Source organism: Parendozoicomonas callyspongiae, from assembly GCF_023502345.1.
GTDB lineage: Bacteria > Pseudomonadota > Gammaproteobacteria > Pseudomonadales > Endozoicomonadaceae > Sansalvadorimonas > Sansalvadorimonas callyspongiae.
This window is the reverse complement of record NZ_JAMFLX010000027.1, coordinates 18,820-37,120: the sequence shown is the minus strand read 5'-3', so window position 1 is coordinate 37,120 and position 18,301 is coordinate 18,820. Positions and strand designations below refer to the sequence as shown.

The 18,301-nt window shown below is 46.4% G+C and carries 14 protein-coding genes; 7 read left to right on the top strand and 7 right to left on the bottom strand.

All coding sequences use genetic code 11. The features are described from left to right. Nucleotides 1–92: 92 nt before the first annotated feature. Nucleotides 93–2,096, top strand: coding sequence for an inositol phosphate phosphatase SopB (locus tag M3P05_RS16675; protein ID WP_249701176.1), 2,004 nt, complete (start codon nucleotides 93–95; stop codon nucleotides 2,094–2,096). 179 nt (nucleotides 2,097–2,275) lie between these two features. Further along, the gene (locus M3P05_RS16670) at nucleotides 2,276–3,895 is read left to right on the top strand and encodes a peptide ABC transporter substrate-binding protein (protein ID WP_249701175.1); all 1,620 of its coding nucleotides are present in this window, start codon (nucleotides 2,276–2,278) and stop codon (nucleotides 3,893–3,895) included. Nucleotides 3,896–3,970: 75 nt separating this feature from the next. Here the strand turns inward: M3P05_RS16670 and M3P05_RS16665 are convergent, their stop codons facing one another. The 3 genes from M3P05_RS16665 to M3P05_RS16655 all read right to left on the bottom strand — a co-directional run bounded on the left by M3P05_RS16665 (nucleotide 3,971) and on the right by M3P05_RS16655 (nucleotide 7,615). Next, on the bottom strand, nucleotides 3,971–5,893 hold the full coding sequence (locus M3P05_RS16665; protein WP_249701174.1) for a hypothetical protein: 1,923 nt from the start codon (nucleotides 5,891–5,893) through the stop codon (nucleotides 3,971–3,973). Nucleotides 5,894–6,118: 225 nt separating this feature from the next. Then, on the bottom strand, nucleotides 6,119–7,156 hold the full coding sequence (dapD, locus tag M3P05_RS16660) for a 2,3,4,5-tetrahydropyridine-2,6-dicarboxylate N-succinyltransferase (RefSeq protein ID WP_249701173.1): 1,038 nt from the start codon (nucleotides 7,154–7,156) through the stop codon (nucleotides 6,119–6,121). Between the two features lie 114 nt (nucleotides 7,157–7,270). Continuing rightward, nucleotides 7,271–7,615 (bottom strand): ArsC family reductase, encoded by a 345-nt coding sequence (locus M3P05_RS16655; protein ID WP_249701172.1) that lies wholly within the window; start codon nucleotides 7,613–7,615, stop codon nucleotides 7,271–7,273. A 224-nt stretch (nucleotides 7,616–7,839) separates the two neighbouring features. On the opposite strand from M3P05_RS16655, the gene M3P05_RS16650 reads away from it, so the two are divergent. The 3 genes from M3P05_RS16650 (at nucleotide 7,840) to hisA (ending at nucleotide 13,443) form a co-directional block, all read left to right on the top strand. Next, entirely contained in the window at nucleotides 7,840–8,949 is a 1,110-nt protein-coding gene (locus M3P05_RS16650; protein ID WP_249701171.1) for a vWA domain-containing protein, read from the top strand. Nucleotides 8,950–9,104: 155 nt separating this feature from the next. Continuing rightward, a complete protein-coding gene (locus tag M3P05_RS16645) occupies nucleotides 9,105–12,614 on the top strand; it encodes a hypothetical protein (protein WP_249701170.1) in 3,510 nt (1,169 codons plus the stop codon). A gap of 73 nt (nucleotides 12,615–12,687) precedes the next feature. Further along, a complete protein-coding gene (gene hisA, locus M3P05_RS16640; protein WP_249701169.1) occupies nucleotides 12,688–13,443 on the top strand; it encodes a phosphoribosylformimino-5-aminoimidazole carboxamide ribotide isomerase in 756 nt (251 codons plus the stop codon). 10 nt (nucleotides 13,444–13,453) lie between these two features. Here hisA and M3P05_RS16635 read toward each other — a convergent pair whose 3' ends face one another. Further along, complete coding sequence (locus M3P05_RS16635) at nucleotides 13,454–13,963, bottom strand: M48 metallopeptidase family protein (RefSeq protein ID WP_249701167.1); 510 nt, start codon at nucleotides 13,961–13,963, stop codon at nucleotides 13,454–13,456. A gap of 94 nt (nucleotides 13,964–14,057) precedes the next feature. On the opposite strand from M3P05_RS16635, the gene M3P05_RS16630 reads away from it, so the two are divergent. Further along, nucleotides 14,058–14,462 carry an SMI1/KNR4 family protein gene (locus tag M3P05_RS16630; RefSeq protein ID WP_249701165.1) on the top strand — a complete coding sequence of 135 codons (405 nt, stop codon included), beginning with the start codon at nucleotides 14,058–14,060 and terminating at the stop codon, nucleotides 14,460–14,462. 58 nt (nucleotides 14,463–14,520) lie between these two features. On the opposite strand, the gene M3P05_RS16625 is transcribed toward M3P05_RS16630, so the two are convergent. Then, nucleotides 14,521–16,023, bottom strand: a complete 1,503-nt coding sequence (locus tag M3P05_RS16625; protein WP_249701163.1) for a SulP family inorganic anion transporter — start codon at nucleotides 16,021–16,023, stop codon at nucleotides 14,521–14,523. Between the two features lie 215 nt (nucleotides 16,024–16,238). Here M3P05_RS16625 and M3P05_RS21290 point away from each other — a divergent pair, with 215 nt between their 5' ends. After that, the gene (locus M3P05_RS21290; protein ID WP_408635939.1) at nucleotides 16,239–16,403 is read left to right on the top strand and encodes a hypothetical protein; all 165 of its coding nucleotides are present in this window, start codon (nucleotides 16,239–16,241) and stop codon (nucleotides 16,401–16,403) included. Nucleotides 16,404–16,425: 22 nt separating this feature from the next. Here M3P05_RS21290 and M3P05_RS16620 read toward each other — a convergent pair whose 3' ends face one another. Further along, complete coding sequence (locus M3P05_RS16620; protein ID WP_249701161.1) at nucleotides 16,426–17,820, bottom strand: pyridoxal phosphate-dependent decarboxylase family protein; 1,395 nt, start codon at nucleotides 17,818–17,820, stop codon at nucleotides 16,426–16,428. A gap of 85 nt (nucleotides 17,821–17,905) precedes the next feature. Then, nucleotides 17,906–18,250 (bottom strand): hypothetical protein, encoded by a 345-nt coding sequence (locus M3P05_RS16615; protein ID WP_249701160.1) that lies wholly within the window; start codon nucleotides 18,248–18,250, stop codon nucleotides 17,906–17,908. Nucleotides 18,251–18,301 lie beyond the last annotated feature (51 nt).

The window sequence follows — 18,301 nt, the reverse complement described above, 5'->3', positions numbered from 1 at the left end:
CAGTGACTCCGAACAGCCTATACTTTGTAAGTTAAATAACCATCTGGTGTTCAGGCTGCCTCCAGGAAGGGAAACGATTCAGGGAGAAAATCATGGCAGGTAATGTAGGTGGTTCAGGTCGTCCTGGTGGTGTGGAAACGAGTCTGCCAACCAGCCACACGGCTCAGCCTGCAGCCAAGTCGAGCCGTCGCTTTGGGATAGGGCGGATTATCAGTATCCTCACCAAACCCTTCCGGCGCACACCAAAGCCAGATAGTCAGGTGACTCCAAAGCAAACCGCACTCCTTGAGCGTAAGGCTTCTATCAGCGGGCCGACCTCTTTTATAAAACCTGCCCCACCAAAGCATGCATCGCTGCCAAAGGATGCCGTGAAACTGCCGGGCATGGAAAGCAAGGCTCCTGAAAAAGAAACTGCAGAAAATGTCAGCCGCGTCAAAATTCCCGATAACCTGCCAACACCCAAAGCACAAAGTACTCATGATCATCATGAACTTTTGAAACTGCAGACTTTGCACTACAACTCAGCCATTGAGGTGCTGGATAAAACCTTAAGCGGAACAAGGCACTCTGGCCAGAAGCTTGAAGATCTTGTCCTGATGAAAGGAGAAATGGAGCATGGTTTGAAAATGCTTCAGGAGACGGCTTTTGTAAAAGGTCAGGAGCCAGTCACCAAACAGGAAATGAAGTATGCCAAGGAAGGCTTTCCGGAACATCTTCAGGAAAGGCTGGTTGCGGCAGGTGTTGACCCTGAAACTGTCGCCTTGAAGTTCAAGGAGGCTTACGTTCAGCAGCTCAACTCCAGAGAGTGGGGAACGGTGCGCAGTGCTTTCAACCATGAAGGCAAAGCCATGAGCTCCACGCAGAAGCCAGCTGCACAGATGCAGATACCTTCAGATCTTAAAGATCAGGTGAAAGGACTTTTTGTTGACGAGTATAACGGTCATGGGGTCTGTTGTGTCGATAACAAAAATATTCACCATGCCACCAATCTCTGGAAATCATCATTTTCCGTAGGTGGTGGCGCTGGGTATGTGGGAATTCGGCACGGAATTGCTGACCCCTATGGTGTTAAGGATAAAGATGAGGCCGGGACCAGAGCTGAGGGCGCCAGGAAAAAAGCCGAGGAAGTTCTTCTGGCCGCACTGGGGGCAAAGCCCGATGTGCTCAGGCGGGCTCTGGCTGCTGCAGATGGCAAAGCAGAGCCTCCAACCTTACACACAACGTCCGTTTCCCTGGTAACAACCGGTGCAGGATCTGGTAAAGAGAGGAAAATGCAGAAAGCGCAAAACGAAGCTTTCGAATATTTTACCTCTCAGCAGCCAGTTGTTCTTCATGTGCTTGGAGCTGATGGCAAACCCCGTGAAGTGAAACTGAATATTCAGCAGTCCCGCTTTAATATTCCGGTGAACTGGGGCGGTGTAGGTCCTGCGTCCCTGATCACGGGAGGCCGAGGTCTGCAGAAAGAAATGAATGATAAAGCCATCGCAGAACTGGTTGGAAAGCCATCAACCAATGAAGTTGGTGGACTCGCTCATCAGCACTTAATGGAGTTAGGTAAGGAAATTCGGGATCTCAGGCAGCAAGTTGCAGAAGCGACAGATGCCGGAGCTTTCCAGGAGGCTTATCGTCTTGATGCCCAGTTGGCACAGGCCACCAAAAACTATTGCTCAGTTCTTGATCTATCCCAGCAGATTCAGGATATCTATCGCAAAGGCAAACACCACCACCATCACCATGATGCCTATAAGCTTGCTGCCCGGGTATCATTGTTAACCTCTCTGATCGGCGGTGTCCCGCTTTCAAACTGTAAAAGTGGTAAAGACAGAACCGGAATGCTGGATGCCGAGATCAAGTTTCTGGCTGCGCGCATTGATTCGGAAACTGGAGCTGTCCCCAAACCCGGACGTATTACCTCTGACAGTGACAAGGAACTGTTTCGCCAGATCCTGCTGAACAGCGGCAATCTTGAGGTTCAGGAATACAATGTTGGTGTCAGGGGCTATAAGACTGAAGGTGTGGCATCAATTACCGAGCGAATAGGAGATGATACAGTTCGTCAGGAAGTTCGCGGGCTCTCCAAAACTGTTGGCTCATAGATACTCTCAAATACCTGCGCTTTAAAAATAATTACAAGCAATCCCTTCAATGATGCTCTGTTGAGGTGGTATAAACACCTGTCCAAGGGTTTGGACAATAGAAGGGTGTTACATATCTTGTTTTACTTACCAAGTGACATTGTCCCTGTCTGCTAACCAATACAAGACAAGAAGTCGGTATGAATATAATTACCAGAATCGTAGCGCTGGCGTGTGCGCTGCAGCTTTCCCTGGTGTCTTATGCGGCGCCGGTTATCAAGGGGGAGAAGCTGTCTGAAGACCAGACTTTAACCCGTATGCTGCGAGGTGACCCCGAGTCGCTCGACCCGCACCTTGCCACGGGTATGCCCGAGAGTCATGTTATCCGGGATATGTTTGAAGGGCTGGTAACCCAGGATATCAAGGGCAATATTATTTCCGGCCAGGCCGAAAGCTGGAGCGTTTCACCAGACGGGAAGACCTGGACCTTCAAGCTGCGTCCTGAGCTGAGATGGTCTGATGGTGTTGCACTGACAGCAGAAGATTTTGTCTACAGTTTCCGTCGTCTTGCTGATCCCAAAACTGCATCGTCCTATGGCTGGTACCTGCAGGCTATGGGTGTGCAGAATGCCCCGGATATTATTCATGGTAAAAAGCCTGCAGACACACTGGGCATTTCTGCTCCGACCCGGGATACGCTGGTTGTTGAGCTGACGGCACCCACACCTTTCCTTTTAAATATGCTGACCCACCGTTCCATGAACCCTGTGCCAGCCCATGTGATTGATCTTCATGACCGTGACTGGGTGACGGACGAGAATATTGTGGTCAATGGGCCTTTTGTTCTGGATAAGCGGGTTATCAATGAACGTATCGTTATGGTGCGTAACCCGCGCTACTGGGACAACAAATCTGTTGTTTTGGAGCAGGTGACTTTCCTGCCTATCCCTGTTGAGACTGCAGCTCTGGCCCGCTACAAGGCCAGCGATATCGATCTGCTGGAACGTGTTCCTCCCAGCCATGTCCAAAGCATCAAAAAAGATATGCCTGAGCAGCTGAAAACGACGCCTTCCCTGTCGACTTACTACATCACATTTAATACCCGTCTGAAGCCGTTTGATGATGTACGGGTGCGCAAGGCTCTGTCATATGCCATTCAGCGTGAGCGTATCGCCAACGATCTTCTGGGCCAGGGGCAGGTTCCGGCGTATACTTTTACTCCCGCCGTTGTGACTGGTTTCAAGGCTCCGGAACCCGGTTACAAAAAACTTGATCAAAAGGATCGTCTGGCTCAGGCCCGTCAGTTGATGCAGGAAGCGGGATATAGTGACAGTCAGCCTCTTGGGCTGACTTATATGTATAACGGTACAGAAGAAAATCGTCGTGTAGCGGTTGTTATCCAGGAGATGTGGCAGAGTGCTCTGCCTGTCCAAATCACACTGCAGGCCATAGAGTGGTCAACCTATCTGGAAAACAAGCGGGAAGGCCGTTACCAGGTAGCCCGTGCCCTCTGGGGTGGAGACTATGATGACGCCATGACCATGCTGGATATGCATACACCGGCTCACTCCAATAACAGCAGCTTTTACGATAACCCGGAATATATCGAGATGCTGCGCCAGGCACGGCTGACTCAGGATATCCAGGGTCGCAACAAAATCTACGCCAATGCAGAGCTGCAGCTGATGGATGATATGCCGATTGCCCCAGTTTTCTGGAACAGTAACAGCTACCTGATCAAGCCAGACTTGAGAGGTGTGAGTTACGGTATACCAGAAGGGCGCATCTACTCCCGTAATGTGTATAAGGTTGCACCCTAAACCGAAGGGGAGTGCTTTCATCAATCCTATCAACGCTGCCTTGGTTCGGGCAGCGTTGATAATGAAACTTGTCGCTCAGTTGGAGCTGGGAACGGTGCGCCAGCGAGTTACCCGCCCCTGCACTGGTTGCCAGCAGTGAGAACAGTTCCATTGAATAGTTTGGCTTCGTGTCACAGAGAATTCCCATAGTAAGTGATCTCTGTTCACAAACCTGTTTCTGTTATCATTGAATACCCAGTTTGACAGGCAGGGCTGGCAGATTCTTCGTCCACAACAGGATGTCAGCCGGAGGTGATCCGGATTGACTATTTCATCAGTGCACCTGAAACAGTGTGCGCCTTCATTAACGACTCCTGTCGGATATGGCATGGGAGGAGTTGTATCGACTTCCCGGTACATTGGGCTCTGGTTGATATAATCTTCGTGAATTGAGGTGAACGGAGCTGTATAAGCCCGCATGCCAAGGGTAAAGATCTGTTCATTTATGCCAAGACTGTCATGAGCTGTCTGGTACAGAGCCTGGGCTGACTCCCTCCGGTTGTTGTGCATAAAATCGGTAAGGCCCGTTATATTGGAAGCGGTTCGGAAAATCCTGCTGGTGGCGTAATAGCCAGCCTCCTGGCTCCAGTATATAAACTCAGACAGAATGCTATTACCAAGCCAGTCGGGGATACGCCACTGAACGACATCTTCACTGGGTATGCCATCGTCAAATATCATTTGTGTTGTCATACCACTGGTATCCCAGGTGATTTGCCCATTTATCTCATTTATGGAATTAGATCCATACAGTCGGCGCAATGGGGCTTTGCTGATTTGGGGGAGAAAACCAATATCCGTCCCGGTGATACTATACTCATACAGCTTCGGTTCCCGCTCATCAAAGTTCTCACTGTTATAGCCTTCATCACCCTTGTCCCTGTCAGTAAATGCCTTGATGGCATCAGCGACATTTTCTATGACATCTCTTGCCAGAAGACTGTGAACACCACTGGAATGATCGAGATTATCTGATTGTGACGAGCGCGCTATTGAAGTCAGCAGCCAGGGAGCGTTCTCCTGCCCCAGATCTCCTCTCAAATTGATCTTGGCAACAGTGCCTGTCTGTTTATCAAAGCATAACACTTTGAGTTTGTTGGCCCCCTTATGGGTGTATGGTAATAGTGTAATAACGGTTAAGTTCTGTTCCTCAAGAACTCTGGCCAGTTTCTGGTATCCCGTACTGTATTCTTCAGGCTGAGTCTGTGGCATGCGTTCCAGAATATAAAACCCGGCACCATTGGTGAGAAAGCGGGCCCGGATAATAAAATATTGCGATACTTCTCCCTTAAGCTGTAACTGAACATCCCCTGCAATTTTATCCTCTACATAGCTTTCCATGGCGTTAAGCAGGATTTCGAAAGGCAAAAGACCTAATGAGAACAGGTATGACCAGGCTCTGGGAAGGTATGGGATATCCTCTGCTCTGACTCCTGGAAACATACTGTACAGGCGTACGTGAGGTGACTGGGATACCAAAAGAGGTATGAAGTAGGAAAAGCCTGCTGTCGCAGCCTGTTTAAAGTTCAGCAGCCGATAGTAATACCAGAGAGACTGTCCGGCAGCACCGGCGAATGCAACAAGTGGAGCCAGCGTTGGGGAAAATATATAGGGTTGTGAAAATAAATGCAGACCTATATATCCCAGGTTTATCAGTGCAGAAGATGCAATGCCTCCCCAAAGAACACTGTTAATGGCCTGTTCTGTATCATCAGCTGTTATCCCTTCCAGATAAATAGTATGTCTGTCTAAGTTAAGTGTGCTTCCCAGTTTTCCGTAACGAATAATGGGCTTCCGGGAGGGAGTTACATCACTGGAGTTCTGAATAGTGGATGGCTGTGGTTGCGAAATCTCTTGATCAGCAGGCTCTTCTGCAGCTGAAGTAATGGCTGTGAAAAGAATGAGAGTGGCAGGTATCAACAGGCGAAACAGTCTGCAGAAAGGAATTGGTGAACCCATAGGGAAAGCACTCTTATCTTTGTCGAAAATCTGCAAACAGGGACTCGTTTCTTTTTGTTAAGTTCCACGTCCGACGGTTATTTTTCAAAAGAATAACGTAAGTTGTACTTGTGTACTTCTTATGGGATGGGTGAAAGGTAGTTTATGGAAAGGAATTATCCAGACCCGAACAGGGCCTGGATAACAACAGAAAACGAAATAGTAGAAATAAGTTAACTGCAGTTATTAATTGTGGGCGTGCAGCTCTTCATTCAGCTTAACAGCACTCTTGTTAGCGAGACACTCAATAGCTCCAGTCTGGGAGTTACGCCAGAACAGCAGATCGGATTTACCTGCCAGCTCAATAGCTTTCACCACTTCAACCGGATTCTTGTCTTTATCCAGAACCGTCACCTTTGCGCCTGCCGTCAAATAGAGGCCGGCTGCAACTGTGCAGCAATCACCCAGAGGAATATTGATACCCGCCTCTGCGCCAATCAGACAGTTTCTGCCGATGGATACCACAATATCATTGCCGCCGGACAGTGTACCCATTGTGCTGCAGCCACCGCCGAGGTCAGAGCCTTCACCAACCCAGATACCAGCAGAAACACGGCCTTCGATCATGCTCTTACCTTCGGTGCCGGCATTGAAGTTAACAAAACCTTCATGCATAACGGTTGTGCCCTCACCAATATAGGCACCCAGACGAACCCGGGCGGTATGGGCAATACGAACGCCTTTAGGCACAACATAGTTGGTCATACGCGGGAATTTATCGACAGACTGAACATCCAGCAGCTGGCCGCGGGCGCGGGCTGCAAGCTGGCGTGCAGGCAGTTCATTCAGGTCAATGGCACCTTCATTGGTCCAGGCTACGTTAGGCAGCAGTGGGAAGATACCATCCAGGTTGGTGCCATGGGGTCTTACATGACGGTGGGAGATCAGGTGCAGCTTGAGGTAAGCCTCCGGTGTGCTCTGGGGGGCTTCATCAGTTTCCAGAATGCTCAGAACACAGGGGCGACCACTGGTTTCAAAGGCGCTGAAAATAAGGGCGTGATCCAGCATGGTATGCTGCATGCACAACTCTTCCAGCGCGTGGCAGGTGGCACCATCGAGGGTGATAACTGTGTTACCGCCTTTATAGCCTACGATTGACGCAACGGATTCCACCAGATCGGCAGATGGTTGGAACAGGGGGGAAGGGTAAAAGACTTCCAGCCATTCACCATTACCATTTTTGGTGCCGATACCGGCTGCCATGCTGAAGAATTCTTTGCTCATAAGAGAAGACAATATCCTTGTTTTTTAATTTCTATACCTGATCGTCATTATATAGAGATTACTGAGACGAATGCAGGCATGGTTTGCTGTGTCGTCGCCTGAAGCAGGGAATCATCATTTTAGTTCTTTTTCCCAGACTGTTTCAGAGAAGCCCAGCAGGTAGTGATCACCTGTATCAAGCAGAGGACGCTTGATCATGCCAGGTTGCTCAAGCAGGATCTCTATTGCGGATGCTGCGTCCATGGTGTTGCGCACGTCTTCTGAGAGTTTTCGCCATGTGGTTCCCCGGCGGTTGACAAGCCACTCCCAACCCAGCTCATCAATACGGGCCTTCAGCCAGCCTCTGTCTACACCGTCTTTCCTGTAGTCATGAAAAGCGTATTCAAGATTGTTATTATCCAGCCACCTGCGCGCTTTTTTCATAGTGTCGCAGTTTTGTATACCAAAAATAGTAATCAAAATAGTCTACCTTCCTTCGTTCAAGGTTTCTGAGTATAAGAGGCCTGATGTCAGGTTTACAGAGGAAAGAGGCATATCTACTCTGGAATATCTGGTTATATGAATGGCTTTAAGTACCGGGAAAGAACGGGTTCGTAATCAAAGATCTTTAGATAACTGTAAGAGTCGTGATTATGTATGTTACGTGTAAGTTATGGAGAGGCTTTAATGCGTTGGCAATGGGGATGATCATTGCATTGGTACTCGTTTTGCCCCCAGTTTTTGCCATGCTCGGAGATAATACTAAAGGAATGCTGAGGCCCCGTTCTTTACCACAATCAGGAGGAGCTGATAACCGGTTGGGGTTGGAAAAGATTGAGGATCAAGTCCGTAGAGAACAGGAATGGCCGCCTGGAGTTATGTATCTGGAGTCGGAGCCAGTCAAACGCTTACGTAAACTATTAGGCAACGACGATGGAAATTTTCTGGCAGTCTGTGATTTGCTTAAAAGTCAGGGAGGAGGAGAATGGATGGCCTATCGGATGGAAGCTTTGAAGGGAGCTACACTCGATTTTGTGATAGATACCAGCTTAAGCATGAATACTATGGATGGTATGAGGTCGCCAGATGGCAAATATTCGATGTCGAGGATGGATGAATTAAAGACAAGGCTGGATATTATTTTCAGGTTTATCTCATATTTTCCAATCAAAAAGGTGATTGTCAGAGATTTTGAACGCCTTAGATTTCCATTGGTTGTTAATTTTGACAGAAGGCCGGCACAAGAAATTTATAGGGAATTGCGTACCCACCTTGATAGCGTCTCAGCAAATTACCAACCGGTAGATTTTTTCTCTGGAGGAACACCGCTGAAAGCGGCTTTTGATGCCGTTTTTGAAACTGGATATTCCTGTGATGACAGAACGTTTCTATATATCGCATCAGATGGACAACCAACTGATTGTGAGCCAGATGCTCTTCAGCATATAGTAAGCTCGCGTGATGCCGAACGTTATCCTCTGTGCTTTCTACCCTGCACGAACGAGGAGAATAACATCAGCTGGATGAATATGCTGGATAAAGAAAAAAATGTTCATGTGGTTGATGACCCAGAGAGTGAAAAGGAAGAGATATTTAAAATGCAGGGGGTGTCATTTCCTGTGACGAGCAGTTTTTTATTGCTTTCATCATTGCTGGGAGGAATTGATCCATTTTTTGACAGAGCAGATGAAAAATATATTTATTCTAAAGAAGAGCTGGAAGAGGTTGTCGGATACGCTCTCTCTGATGACAGTTATGCTCGATATCAATCTGATGCTTGGAAAAGACAAAACTGTTCCTGCATAATTTTATAGAGTTAATCGTATGAGGGTTGATAGGGTAAGAGAAACCGCTAAGTTTAGTGTGATTGTCCGGGGCAGACAGCCTGTTTGTGAAAGCCTTTTTATAAGTTATTAAAAATGAACTAATCTCAATCTCTTCTGGCAGCTGAGGTTTTGCAGAGGTACCCGTGAAAGCCAGAATGGCGATTTGTTGCTTACTGATAGAATTTATGGTTTTAAGTCAATCAGTATCTTTATCTTGGGGAATGTTCAGACTTGGACAAAACAGTACAGTTAATGAAGAAAAACACAGTGCTTTAGAAAAGGCAGATAGTGACAGTAAGGAATCTGCTCAAAAGCCTTTGACTCAAAAAGAAATTGAAGACTTGCAAAAGCGCTTTTCTAAACTGAACGTAACTCCCCCAGAATTGTTAGATGCTTCTACCATAATGCCTGATAGCGGTCAGGTTGGTATTGGCTTGATCTTCCATACGGATGATGGCATCAAAGAGTTTGATTATGAAATGGCATCGTTCGGAATGCTCTGGCCTGAAGATGAGGAGGTTTCTGCCAGCACCCCTTATCTGCCAGATTATGAAGCACGTTTTCTCAATGAACGAGACTCCACTAAAGCGGAATACATTTTTCTTTTTCCTGATTTAAGCCATATGGATACTGATGATAAACAAATTTGGGGGCAATTGCTTTTTAAAGAAGAACCACGATTGGTGAGTATATCTGAAATTAATTCAAATCTGAAAATTGATAAAGTATTTGTAAGTCAGAAAAAAAAAGTTCTTTGGTTGGTTGCTTTTAAAGTTCCTTTTGAAACGAGAAAGATCAATCTGGTATTGGAGCCCGCCATAAGCGGAAAAGCTCTTGAGCTGTTAGAGAACATATCTGGTTTGCTTGTTGGAGAACAGGTTAAATATTTTCAGAATGTTGAGACGTGTCGAAATGAGACACCGGAAAAACCAATGCTGTTTGCTTATCGGCAAGCGGGCCCCGATACAATGCATACATTTGCTGTTGTTAAAGATCTGGCATGTATGTCTGTGAGGCCGGGGCATGAGGAGTCTCTTTACGATAGAGAGCCCTGGTTGGGAATATCTGGCAGTATCAGGAAACGAATGGCCCAGAGGCGTTATCAGAGAGAAGGAATTGAGGCAATATCGAAATCTGCAGCTGAAAAAAGCAAAGAGATTAAAACAAAATATTCAATTGTGAAAAAGTTGATGGAGGCGGAAGAAAGTTGGTCTCAGGTTAAGGATAGTTCTATAGAAAAATTAGAAAAAGATTTTTTTGATTTGTCATTAAGTGTTGATACTTATTATCATTATCTTTTTGAGTCTCTTTTTTCTTTTAAACAAGGATTGATGAGTAAAAGGAAAGACTGTGATGTGAAAAAGAAAAAGGACGTTTGGCTGGTTTGTAAAGAAAAAAATGAGGCTGTGGTAAGAAATATAACCAATCTTATTAATTACTGTATGAGTATTAATACAATTTTTTTTGATCTGTCTTCATTTTTGTATGATGACAAGATTCTGGAGAGATTAAAAAGTGTAACTAGGGTTGATGTTTTCAAGTTGACCTTAAAGGTTTTGATGGCAAACTATGACATGGAGTATTTGCTGGAAAAAGAATCAACATGTCTTCTTGATGGAAATATAATTTTATATAGACATAGGCAGTTAACTTTTGATCGTACCTGTATTTTGTTAGAGACGCTTATTTTATTTGGTGACAACATCCCTTTGATGAATATTATGGTAAATAACAGTTTCTCAGAAGATGAAATGAAATCTCTCGAAAGATTTGGGCTTAGGTTTGTAAATGATGTTTTCAAAAGGCTTGAGGAAAACCTGGGGAAGGCCGGGTCAAATAAGAAGGAGCAAAATGAGGCTGTCCGTAAAACTGGAATTATTCTTAACAAAATTCTATGGTTTGGATTTTATATAAGATCTACAAAGGTGTATGAATCTGCCTTGAAAGCACTCTCTTTTACAAGTTTTCGTCAGAAAGCAGTTGGAGGTGTTGGATTTTCTAGGGGTGAATTATTTGATGATTCTAACGAGATAAATTATCATTTTTTGCAGGATGAAGAATTAAAAGAAAAAACGAAGAATACTATTATAAAATTGTCAGCTTATTTATTGACTATATGCAGAAATATAGTTGATGGATCTGTCTCGTTCAGTTCCTGTATAGATTCACATATTGCTATGTTTCAGAATAGTTGTGGTATTGGTGATTATTTTTTTGATTTGTCTGGTGGGATGTGCGTTTATGTTTGTGGTCAGATCAGCAAGGCAATTATATTAATTCATGATAGACAGGCTGTTGATTTTTCTGTTCGAGGTTTACAGGAAGAAGAAAAACAATTGAAGCGTGAAAGATATATTGAGGAATTGTTTCATGATAGCAGCCATGAAAAAGTACTTGCCAAAACTGATAAAACAATGAATTTTGAAGTTTCTTGTGACGAAACTCTCGAGAGCCGTGACTCTACTGTTGTTAAAATAGTAATGAAAGATTCAAATCTGCTATGGATGGAAAAAATGGCTGAGGCGCGATCTTTTTCTACCCAGGGAGATTATGAAACGGCAGATAATGCCTACCTTGAATGCGAAAAAATGCTCGATGAGGGCGATTTTCGTAAAGCCTATGTGTTGATTGAACGAGCTGATCTGGCTATTCGACCATGGCAACACATGCTTTATAATCTTGATTCTGTAATAAAAAAAATATTTGCTTTTCAAAGAAGAATCAACACTATTGACATAGACAAGTTAAAGATTCTATTTACTATCGGTGGTAATTTAAAGTCTCATGAATATCGAAAAATTCTTGACAGCATGCCTGCTCAGGAGCGAGTAATGGTTGATGTCCCCGACCATATAGATAGGGACAGGTTCTTTTGGCGTGCCTTGAATTGTGTATGGGAATATTTATCTGTACCGCAGGAAATTCTTGTTACAGCTAAAGAACTCTATAGAAGAGCTGTAGAAATTTTACAGGTACAGCAACCTGCTCATGAAGGGCTTGAACACTATAAAATGATTCTGCAATGGTTGATCAAACTTGTTGAGCAGAGAGAAGAGGCTAAGGCCGTTGCAGCGGTTGCAAAAGACATTGATAACCGGCTTAAAGCACTGTTGAAAATTACTGGTACTTACAGGTTGGATAGTCATAAGCCTGTCACGTCATGGAAATCTGTACTGGTTCAAGTTATTGGTAAGGAAGCTGAAAAAATACATGTTGGGGAGACTGGAATATATTCCAACCTTGGCAAAAGTGGTTTAGCTGATACTTTTGAATGGGTTTTATTGCCGCATCAAGATCTTACGCATATAGCAAAAAACAAGAGAATGAAATCTGTTGCTAAAGTGCTTTGGCAGGGAGGTACTCTGAAACATGATGAGGGAGAGGAAGAGTTTCAGCCATATATGCTTATTCCTCTGGGTAGCAAAGACATTCTGGCCCGTGTCCATCAAAGCAGAGTACGGAATGACACCGTAATAATCACAGATTCATCTGAGCGAAATCGGTTGATTAAAGAAAGCCTTAATGATAGTACTCGTATAGTTATTGCCTGTCGTTCTGGAACAGAAGAGGCTCTCTGTCAGGAGTTAGTACAAAATAAACATATGTTCTTTCCCGTACGAGTCCGAAGGGGGCTGGATTCTTCGAAGCCTTGAGGTGGCGCTGTGGCGGCTTCTGCTCTGAACGTCAAGACGGAAATAATCTGATATGAGATACCGAGTATAAAATATGCAGTTTCGTCCCTGTATTGATCTTCATAACGGCAAGGTTAAGCAAATCGTTGGCAGCAGCCTGACGGATACTGATAATTCAGCACAGGTAAACTTTGAAAGCGATCAGTCCCCAGCCTGGTTTGTCGAGACATACCGGAAAGATAACCTTCGTGGTGGGCATGTTATCAAGCTCGGGCCGGGCAATGAACGGGCAGCAGAACAGGCTCTTCAGGCATGGCCGGGAGGTCTGCAGATTGGTGGGGGTGTGAATGCTGAGAATGCAGAGCATTATCTGGCCATGGGAGCATCGCACGTTATCGTAACGTCTTATGTTTTCAGTGATGGCGAAATCAATTTTCAAAACCTGAAAAAACTGGTTGATGTAACCGGCCCGGAAAGGCTGGTACTGGATCTATCCTGCAAAGAGCGCGATGGCCAGTACTTTATCGTAACGGACCGCTGGCAGAAGTTTACGGAAACTATTATTTCCCCCGAAACCCTCCAGAACCTTGGGCAGTATTGTGGTGAACTGTTGGTGCACGCGGCTTCTGTTGAGGGGCTGCAGGCTGGACCTGATCTGAAACTGGTTGAACTTTTGGGTGGGCATACGCCTGTACCAGTCACTTACGCTGGGGGGATTGCTTCCCTGGAAGATATTGAAGCAGTTCGTTCTGCAGGAAAGAACCGGGTACATATCACTGTGGGAAGCGCGCTTGATATTTTTGGTGGCAAGCTGTCTTACCGTGATGTCGTCAATGCCTGCAGAGAATAATCAACAGGCCCTAATACAATGGGCCGGATAACTCCAGATAAGTTAGATACAGACGTGTATCCAGTTCCAGTTGATGGTAGTCCGGCTCCATATGCTGGCAGAGCTGATAAAAGGCTTTGTTATGCTCCTTTTCTTTGAAGTGTGCCAGTTCATGCACAATGATCATGCGCAGAAACTCTTCTGGTGCCTGTTTAAACACAGATGCAATGCGAATCTCATTTTTGGATTTCAGCTTACCTCCCTGAACTCTTGAGACAAAGGCATGCAGTCCCAGAGCACTGCTCAGTTTGACCTTATCGTCATAGACCACCTTGCTCAGAGGTGGTGACTTTCTCATAAACCTGTTTTTCAGCCCGAAGGTGTACTCATAAAGGTCTTTCGCAGTTCTGATCTGGTGTGGAGTCGGGTAACGCTTTAACAGCCAGCTGCCGAGACGATCACTATCAATCAACTGCTTTACCTGTGAGGTGATCTGCTCGGGATAGCCCTGGATATATTTAAGGTGTGTCTGGCTGGTCACTGGAATTACATTCCCGTCTGTTTTTTCTGAGTCCGGTTGGTTTATGTATTGTACAATGAACCGTTAACTCATTTGCCTAACTCGGATAAAGAAAATGGAAGACGTAATCGAGCTGTTGCGGGAGCGAAGCGAAGATATTCCCACGCCGCTTGAACTGCCGGAAGATGATGACCTGGTGTTGGTGCAGGAGCAGATTCTTATCCACCTGCCTGATGAGTACAAGATTTTTCTGAAAGAAGTCAGCGATGTTGTCTGTGGTTCTCTGGAGCCGGCCACTGTCACTGATGAGAATTCCCATACCTATCTTCCAGAGATGACCTCCATTGCCTGGGATATCGGTATGCCAAGAGAGCTGATTACCATCTGTGAAGCCCCGGATGGGTACTACTGTATTGAACAGGATGGCGTGGTGCGGTTCTGGGATCGTGATGAAGGGCTGACTGAAGATGAGTGGCCAACCATTTGGCACTGGGCCAGGGATATCTGGCTGGAGAGTTGAGACTGCTAATGAAAAAGCCCCTGTTCGGGGCTTTTTCATGGATAGAGTATGAAGATAACTAACTTACTACGCGGTAAGTCGGGTCTTCCTGGTTATCAATCTCGGCCAGCTTTTGTGCTTTATGCAGCATGTTAATACAGTCATGACTCAGATGACGCAGATGCAGGGTTTTGCCGCGGCTTTCATAACGTTCTGCCAGGGCATCAATAGCTTCGATACCAGAGTGATCACAGACACGGGAGTAACGGAACTCGACCACAACGTGCTTGGGGTCCTCATTGGGAGTAAACAGATCCCGGAAGTTGGATACAGAACTGAAGTAGAGCGGACCGTGCAGTTCGTAAATCTTGAAGCCGTTCTGATCGATTTTGGTAACAACACTGATAAAGTGAGACTGTTTCCAGGCAAAAACCAGGGCTGACAGAATAACACCCACCACTACAGCGATAGCCAGATCGGTCGCCACAGTCACAGCAGATACCACCACGATAACCAGCGCATCAGAAAGCGGAATACGACGCACGATACGGAAGCTGGACCATTCAAAAGTACCAATCACCACCATAAACATCACGCCAACCAGAGCTGCGATTGGAATCATCTCGATCAGGGAGCTGGCAAACAGGATAAACATCAGCAGGAAAGCAGCAGCCACGATGCCGGACAGTCGGCCACGCCCGCCGGAGTTTACGTTAATCATGCTCTGACCGATCATGGCACAGCCACCCATACCACCGAAGAAGCCGGTAACAACGTTGGCAATACCCTGGCCAACACACTCGCGGTTACTCTTGCCTCGGGTTTCTGTCAGTTCGTCAATCAGGGTCAGTGTCAGCAGGGATTCAATCAGGCCAACGGCTGCCATTACCAGGGAGTAAGGGAAGATAATGACCAGTGTTTCCATGGTAAATGGTACGGATGGAATCGCCAGAGATGGCAGATCACCACCAATGGATGCCAGGTCACCCACCGTCCGGGTATCGAGCCCAAAACCAATAACAATCGCAGACACAACAGCAATGGCTGCCAGGGATGATGGAATAGTCTTGGTCAGTTTGGGCAGGAAGAAAATAATCCCCATGGTTAAGGCAACCAGACCCAGCATCAGGAACATAGGCATACCTTCCAGCCAGCCGGTGCTTGTCTGGAACTGGGGCATCTGAGCCAGGAAAATCACAATAGCCAGGCCGTTTACAAAGCCCAGCATCACCGGGTGAGGCACAATCCGGATAAATTTACCCAGTTTGAAGATTCCCGCCAGAATCTGCAGAACACCCATCAGGACAACTGCAGCAAACAGATACTGAACACCATGTTCGGCAACCAGGCTGACCATAACCACAGCCAGGGCACCGGTAGCACCGGAAATCATACCGGGGCGGCCGCCCAGAATGGCTGTTGACAGGCATACAATAAAGGCGGCATAGAGGCCAACCAGTGGTTCAACTCCGGCAATAAAAGCAAAGGCGACGGCTTCGGGTACCAAGGCCAGGGCTACGGTGAGTCCAGACAGTAACTCAGCTTTCAGATTTGGCTGTTTATTTGCCAAAAGATCGAACATAGAGAGGATTTTCCAGTAGTGAATGCGATGTAGAAACAGAAGGTCTGTTTTTACGCCTTTAAGTTCATGATAGAGAAATGCCTGAAGGTGGTTAGGTTTCAGTCAAAAATTACTGTTTATAGCTCAGGCCGGTGAAAGGGGCGGCATTCTACTGAAGCTGTGAATAAACTGTAATAGAGGACATGCCGCTATAGACAAGGAGGCATAATGTATTCATTTGCCATACTGTTGAGGCGTGCGATCCTCAGGGCGTGCCAGTTCCTGCCAATGTTGATTTTGGTCATACAACTCCCATTCTCACTATTCCCCTTGGTGGTTGGGCAAAGTTGAAAATTGATACCTCCGGTGGAAACAGCGAACTGGTTATCTCGAAGCAATAAGATAACCAGTTCACAATAGTCGTTATTCTGATATTAACTTCGATCCGGTCTTCAGAATGTTCTCGAGAAGATGGTCAATATCGCCCTGAGTGGCTGCACCATTGGCAATAATCAGACGAATACCGGTTCGGCCTTTATAGCGTGCATAATCCACATAGGCCTGACCGTCTTCACGCAACTTCTTGCAGATAGCAATATTAAGATTGCGGAGCTGTTCTTCAGACAGATCGAGTTCTGGCTGAAAGCGGAACAAAACATTCAGATAGGTTGCCGGAGCCATCATCTGCAATGACGGGTGCTGATTTACTCTTTCAACGCAATAACTTTTCAGGTCTTGCAGAAAATCAATCTTGTCAGAAAAACCCTTGTTGCCAATGGCTTTCCAGCTTAACCACACCTTGAGGGCATCTGCACGGCGTCCGCACTGGATAGAACGTTCGCCAAGGTTGAAGCTGGCGTTCTCATCCTGGTGGAACAGGTATTCACCACCGCCCCCGGAACAGCAGCAACTGAGCTGAACTTTTTCCTTAACCAGGATCACTGCCGCCGTGATAGGAACATTCATCAGCTTATGGGCATCCCAGGAAACAGAGTCTGCCATATGGCTGTTGGCCAGAAGATGTCTGTGATTTTCTGAGAACAGAACCGGTGCGCCCCAGGCTCCATCAATATGCAGCCAGAGGTTATGCCTCCGTGCGATGGCTGCACACTCTTCAACAGGATCAAAAGCCCCCACCACGGTAGTACCAGCGGTCAGGCCGATATAAAACGGTGTATGTCCCAGAGAAAGACTTTTCTGAATGGCACTTTTCAGAGCATCAGGACGCATGCAGCCATTGTCATCACTGACAACAGGAATCAGGTTATCTGTGCCAATACCCAGAACATTGACCGCTTTCTGGGCAGAGTAGTGCGCCTGATCCGATACATAGGCAACCAGCGTCTGCCCCTGAGGGCCTTTGGTTTTATAGTCCGGGCAGGCCTTATGCCGGGCCAGCATCATTCCGATCAGATTGGCCTGGCTGGCACCAGGAACCATTACACCTTCACCGTCATCAAAGCCGACCAGGGCATTCCATTGTTTAATCAGCTCCAGTTCCATCAAAGTGGCAACAGGACTGACCTGGTAAGTGTGCATGGTGGCGTTGCTGAGAGCGGTAATCCAGTCACCTAATAAGGCAGGATCATTCTGGCCAGAGTACAGCAGCTTGAAGAAATCGGGTTGTGCAACATCCGGATTAAAGTGCAGATAGTCTTTCACAGCCTGCTCCAGCTGCTTGAGACTGGCACCGTCTTCTCCCAGGGAGATATCCAGCTGTTCAGACAGCTGGTGGGCTGGCATAAGACGTGATGCCGGGCGGGGTTCCGCTGTCCATTCGGTGATGGCTTTATTAAGAATATCCAGATACTGCTGCATGAATGCCTTTCTGATACGAGTCGGTAAATCAGAACAGAATATACCCTCGCTTAACTCGGAGGGTACATGGCTTTAAGGTAACTGTTTATTTCTCAGGACAGAGTGTGACGCCAGAGTTCTTATACTGCCTGCGATATCCCCGTTCATAAGTCGGGGTTTCATAGCTACTGTAATCAGTGGTTTCATGGTGCCAGTGGCACTGGTTCTGTCGGCGGCGCTCACTGACAGATATGCCCAGAACATCTTGATGAACCTTTTCGATCAGCTCGTTGAGTTGTTGATTGGTCAACACTCCCATAAAGACACCGGCATTCATAAACCCTTCAACACGGTGAAGGTTTGTTGTCTCTGCTGGCTGTCCGGCTTTGATCTGCTCATAAATACGGGTCAGACGCCGGGTGACTTCACTGATAAATCGCTTTTCGTTCATTGGGCATGTAATTGTAATCTGTTGTTATTCCCCGTCTTCATCATAACAAGT

Bases quoted from the DNA above. Each gene is read 5' to 3' on its own strand.
- M3P05_RS16675 (WP_249701176.1), top strand. From the start codon at position 93: ATGGCAGGTAATGTAGGTGGTTCAGGTCGTCCTGGTGGTGTGGAAACG.
- M3P05_RS16670 (WP_249701175.1), top strand. From the start codon at position 2,276: ATGAATATAATTACCAGAATCGTAGCGCTGGCGTGTGCGCTGCAGCTT.
- M3P05_RS16665 (WP_249701174.1), bottom strand. From the start codon at position 5,893: ATGGGTTCACCAATTCCTTTCTGCAGACTGTTTCGCCTGTTGATACCT.
- dapD (WP_249701173.1), bottom strand. From the start codon at position 7,156: ATGAGCAAAGAATTCTTCAGCATGGCAGCCGGTATCGGCACCAAAAAT.
- M3P05_RS16650 (WP_249701171.1), top strand. From the start codon at position 7,840: ATGATCATTGCATTGGTACTCGTTTTGCCCCCAGTTTTTGCCATGCTC.
- hisA (WP_249701169.1), top strand. From the start codon at position 12,688: ATGCAGTTTCGTCCCTGTATTGATCTTCATAACGGCAAGGTTAAGCAA.
- M3P05_RS16630 (WP_249701165.1), top strand. From the start codon at position 14,058: ATGGAAGACGTAATCGAGCTGTTGCGGGAGCGAAGCGAAGATATTCCC.
- M3P05_RS16625 (WP_249701163.1), bottom strand. From the start codon at position 16,023: ATGTTCGATCTTTTGGCAAATAAACAGCCAAATCTGAAAGCTGAGTTA.
- M3P05_RS16620 (WP_249701161.1), bottom strand. From the start codon at position 17,820: ATGCAGCAGTATCTGGATATTCTTAATAAAGCCATCACCGAATGGACA.
- M3P05_RS16615 (WP_249701160.1), bottom strand. From the start codon at position 18,250: ATGAACGAAAAGCGATTTATCAGTGAAGTCACCCGGCGTCTGACCCGT.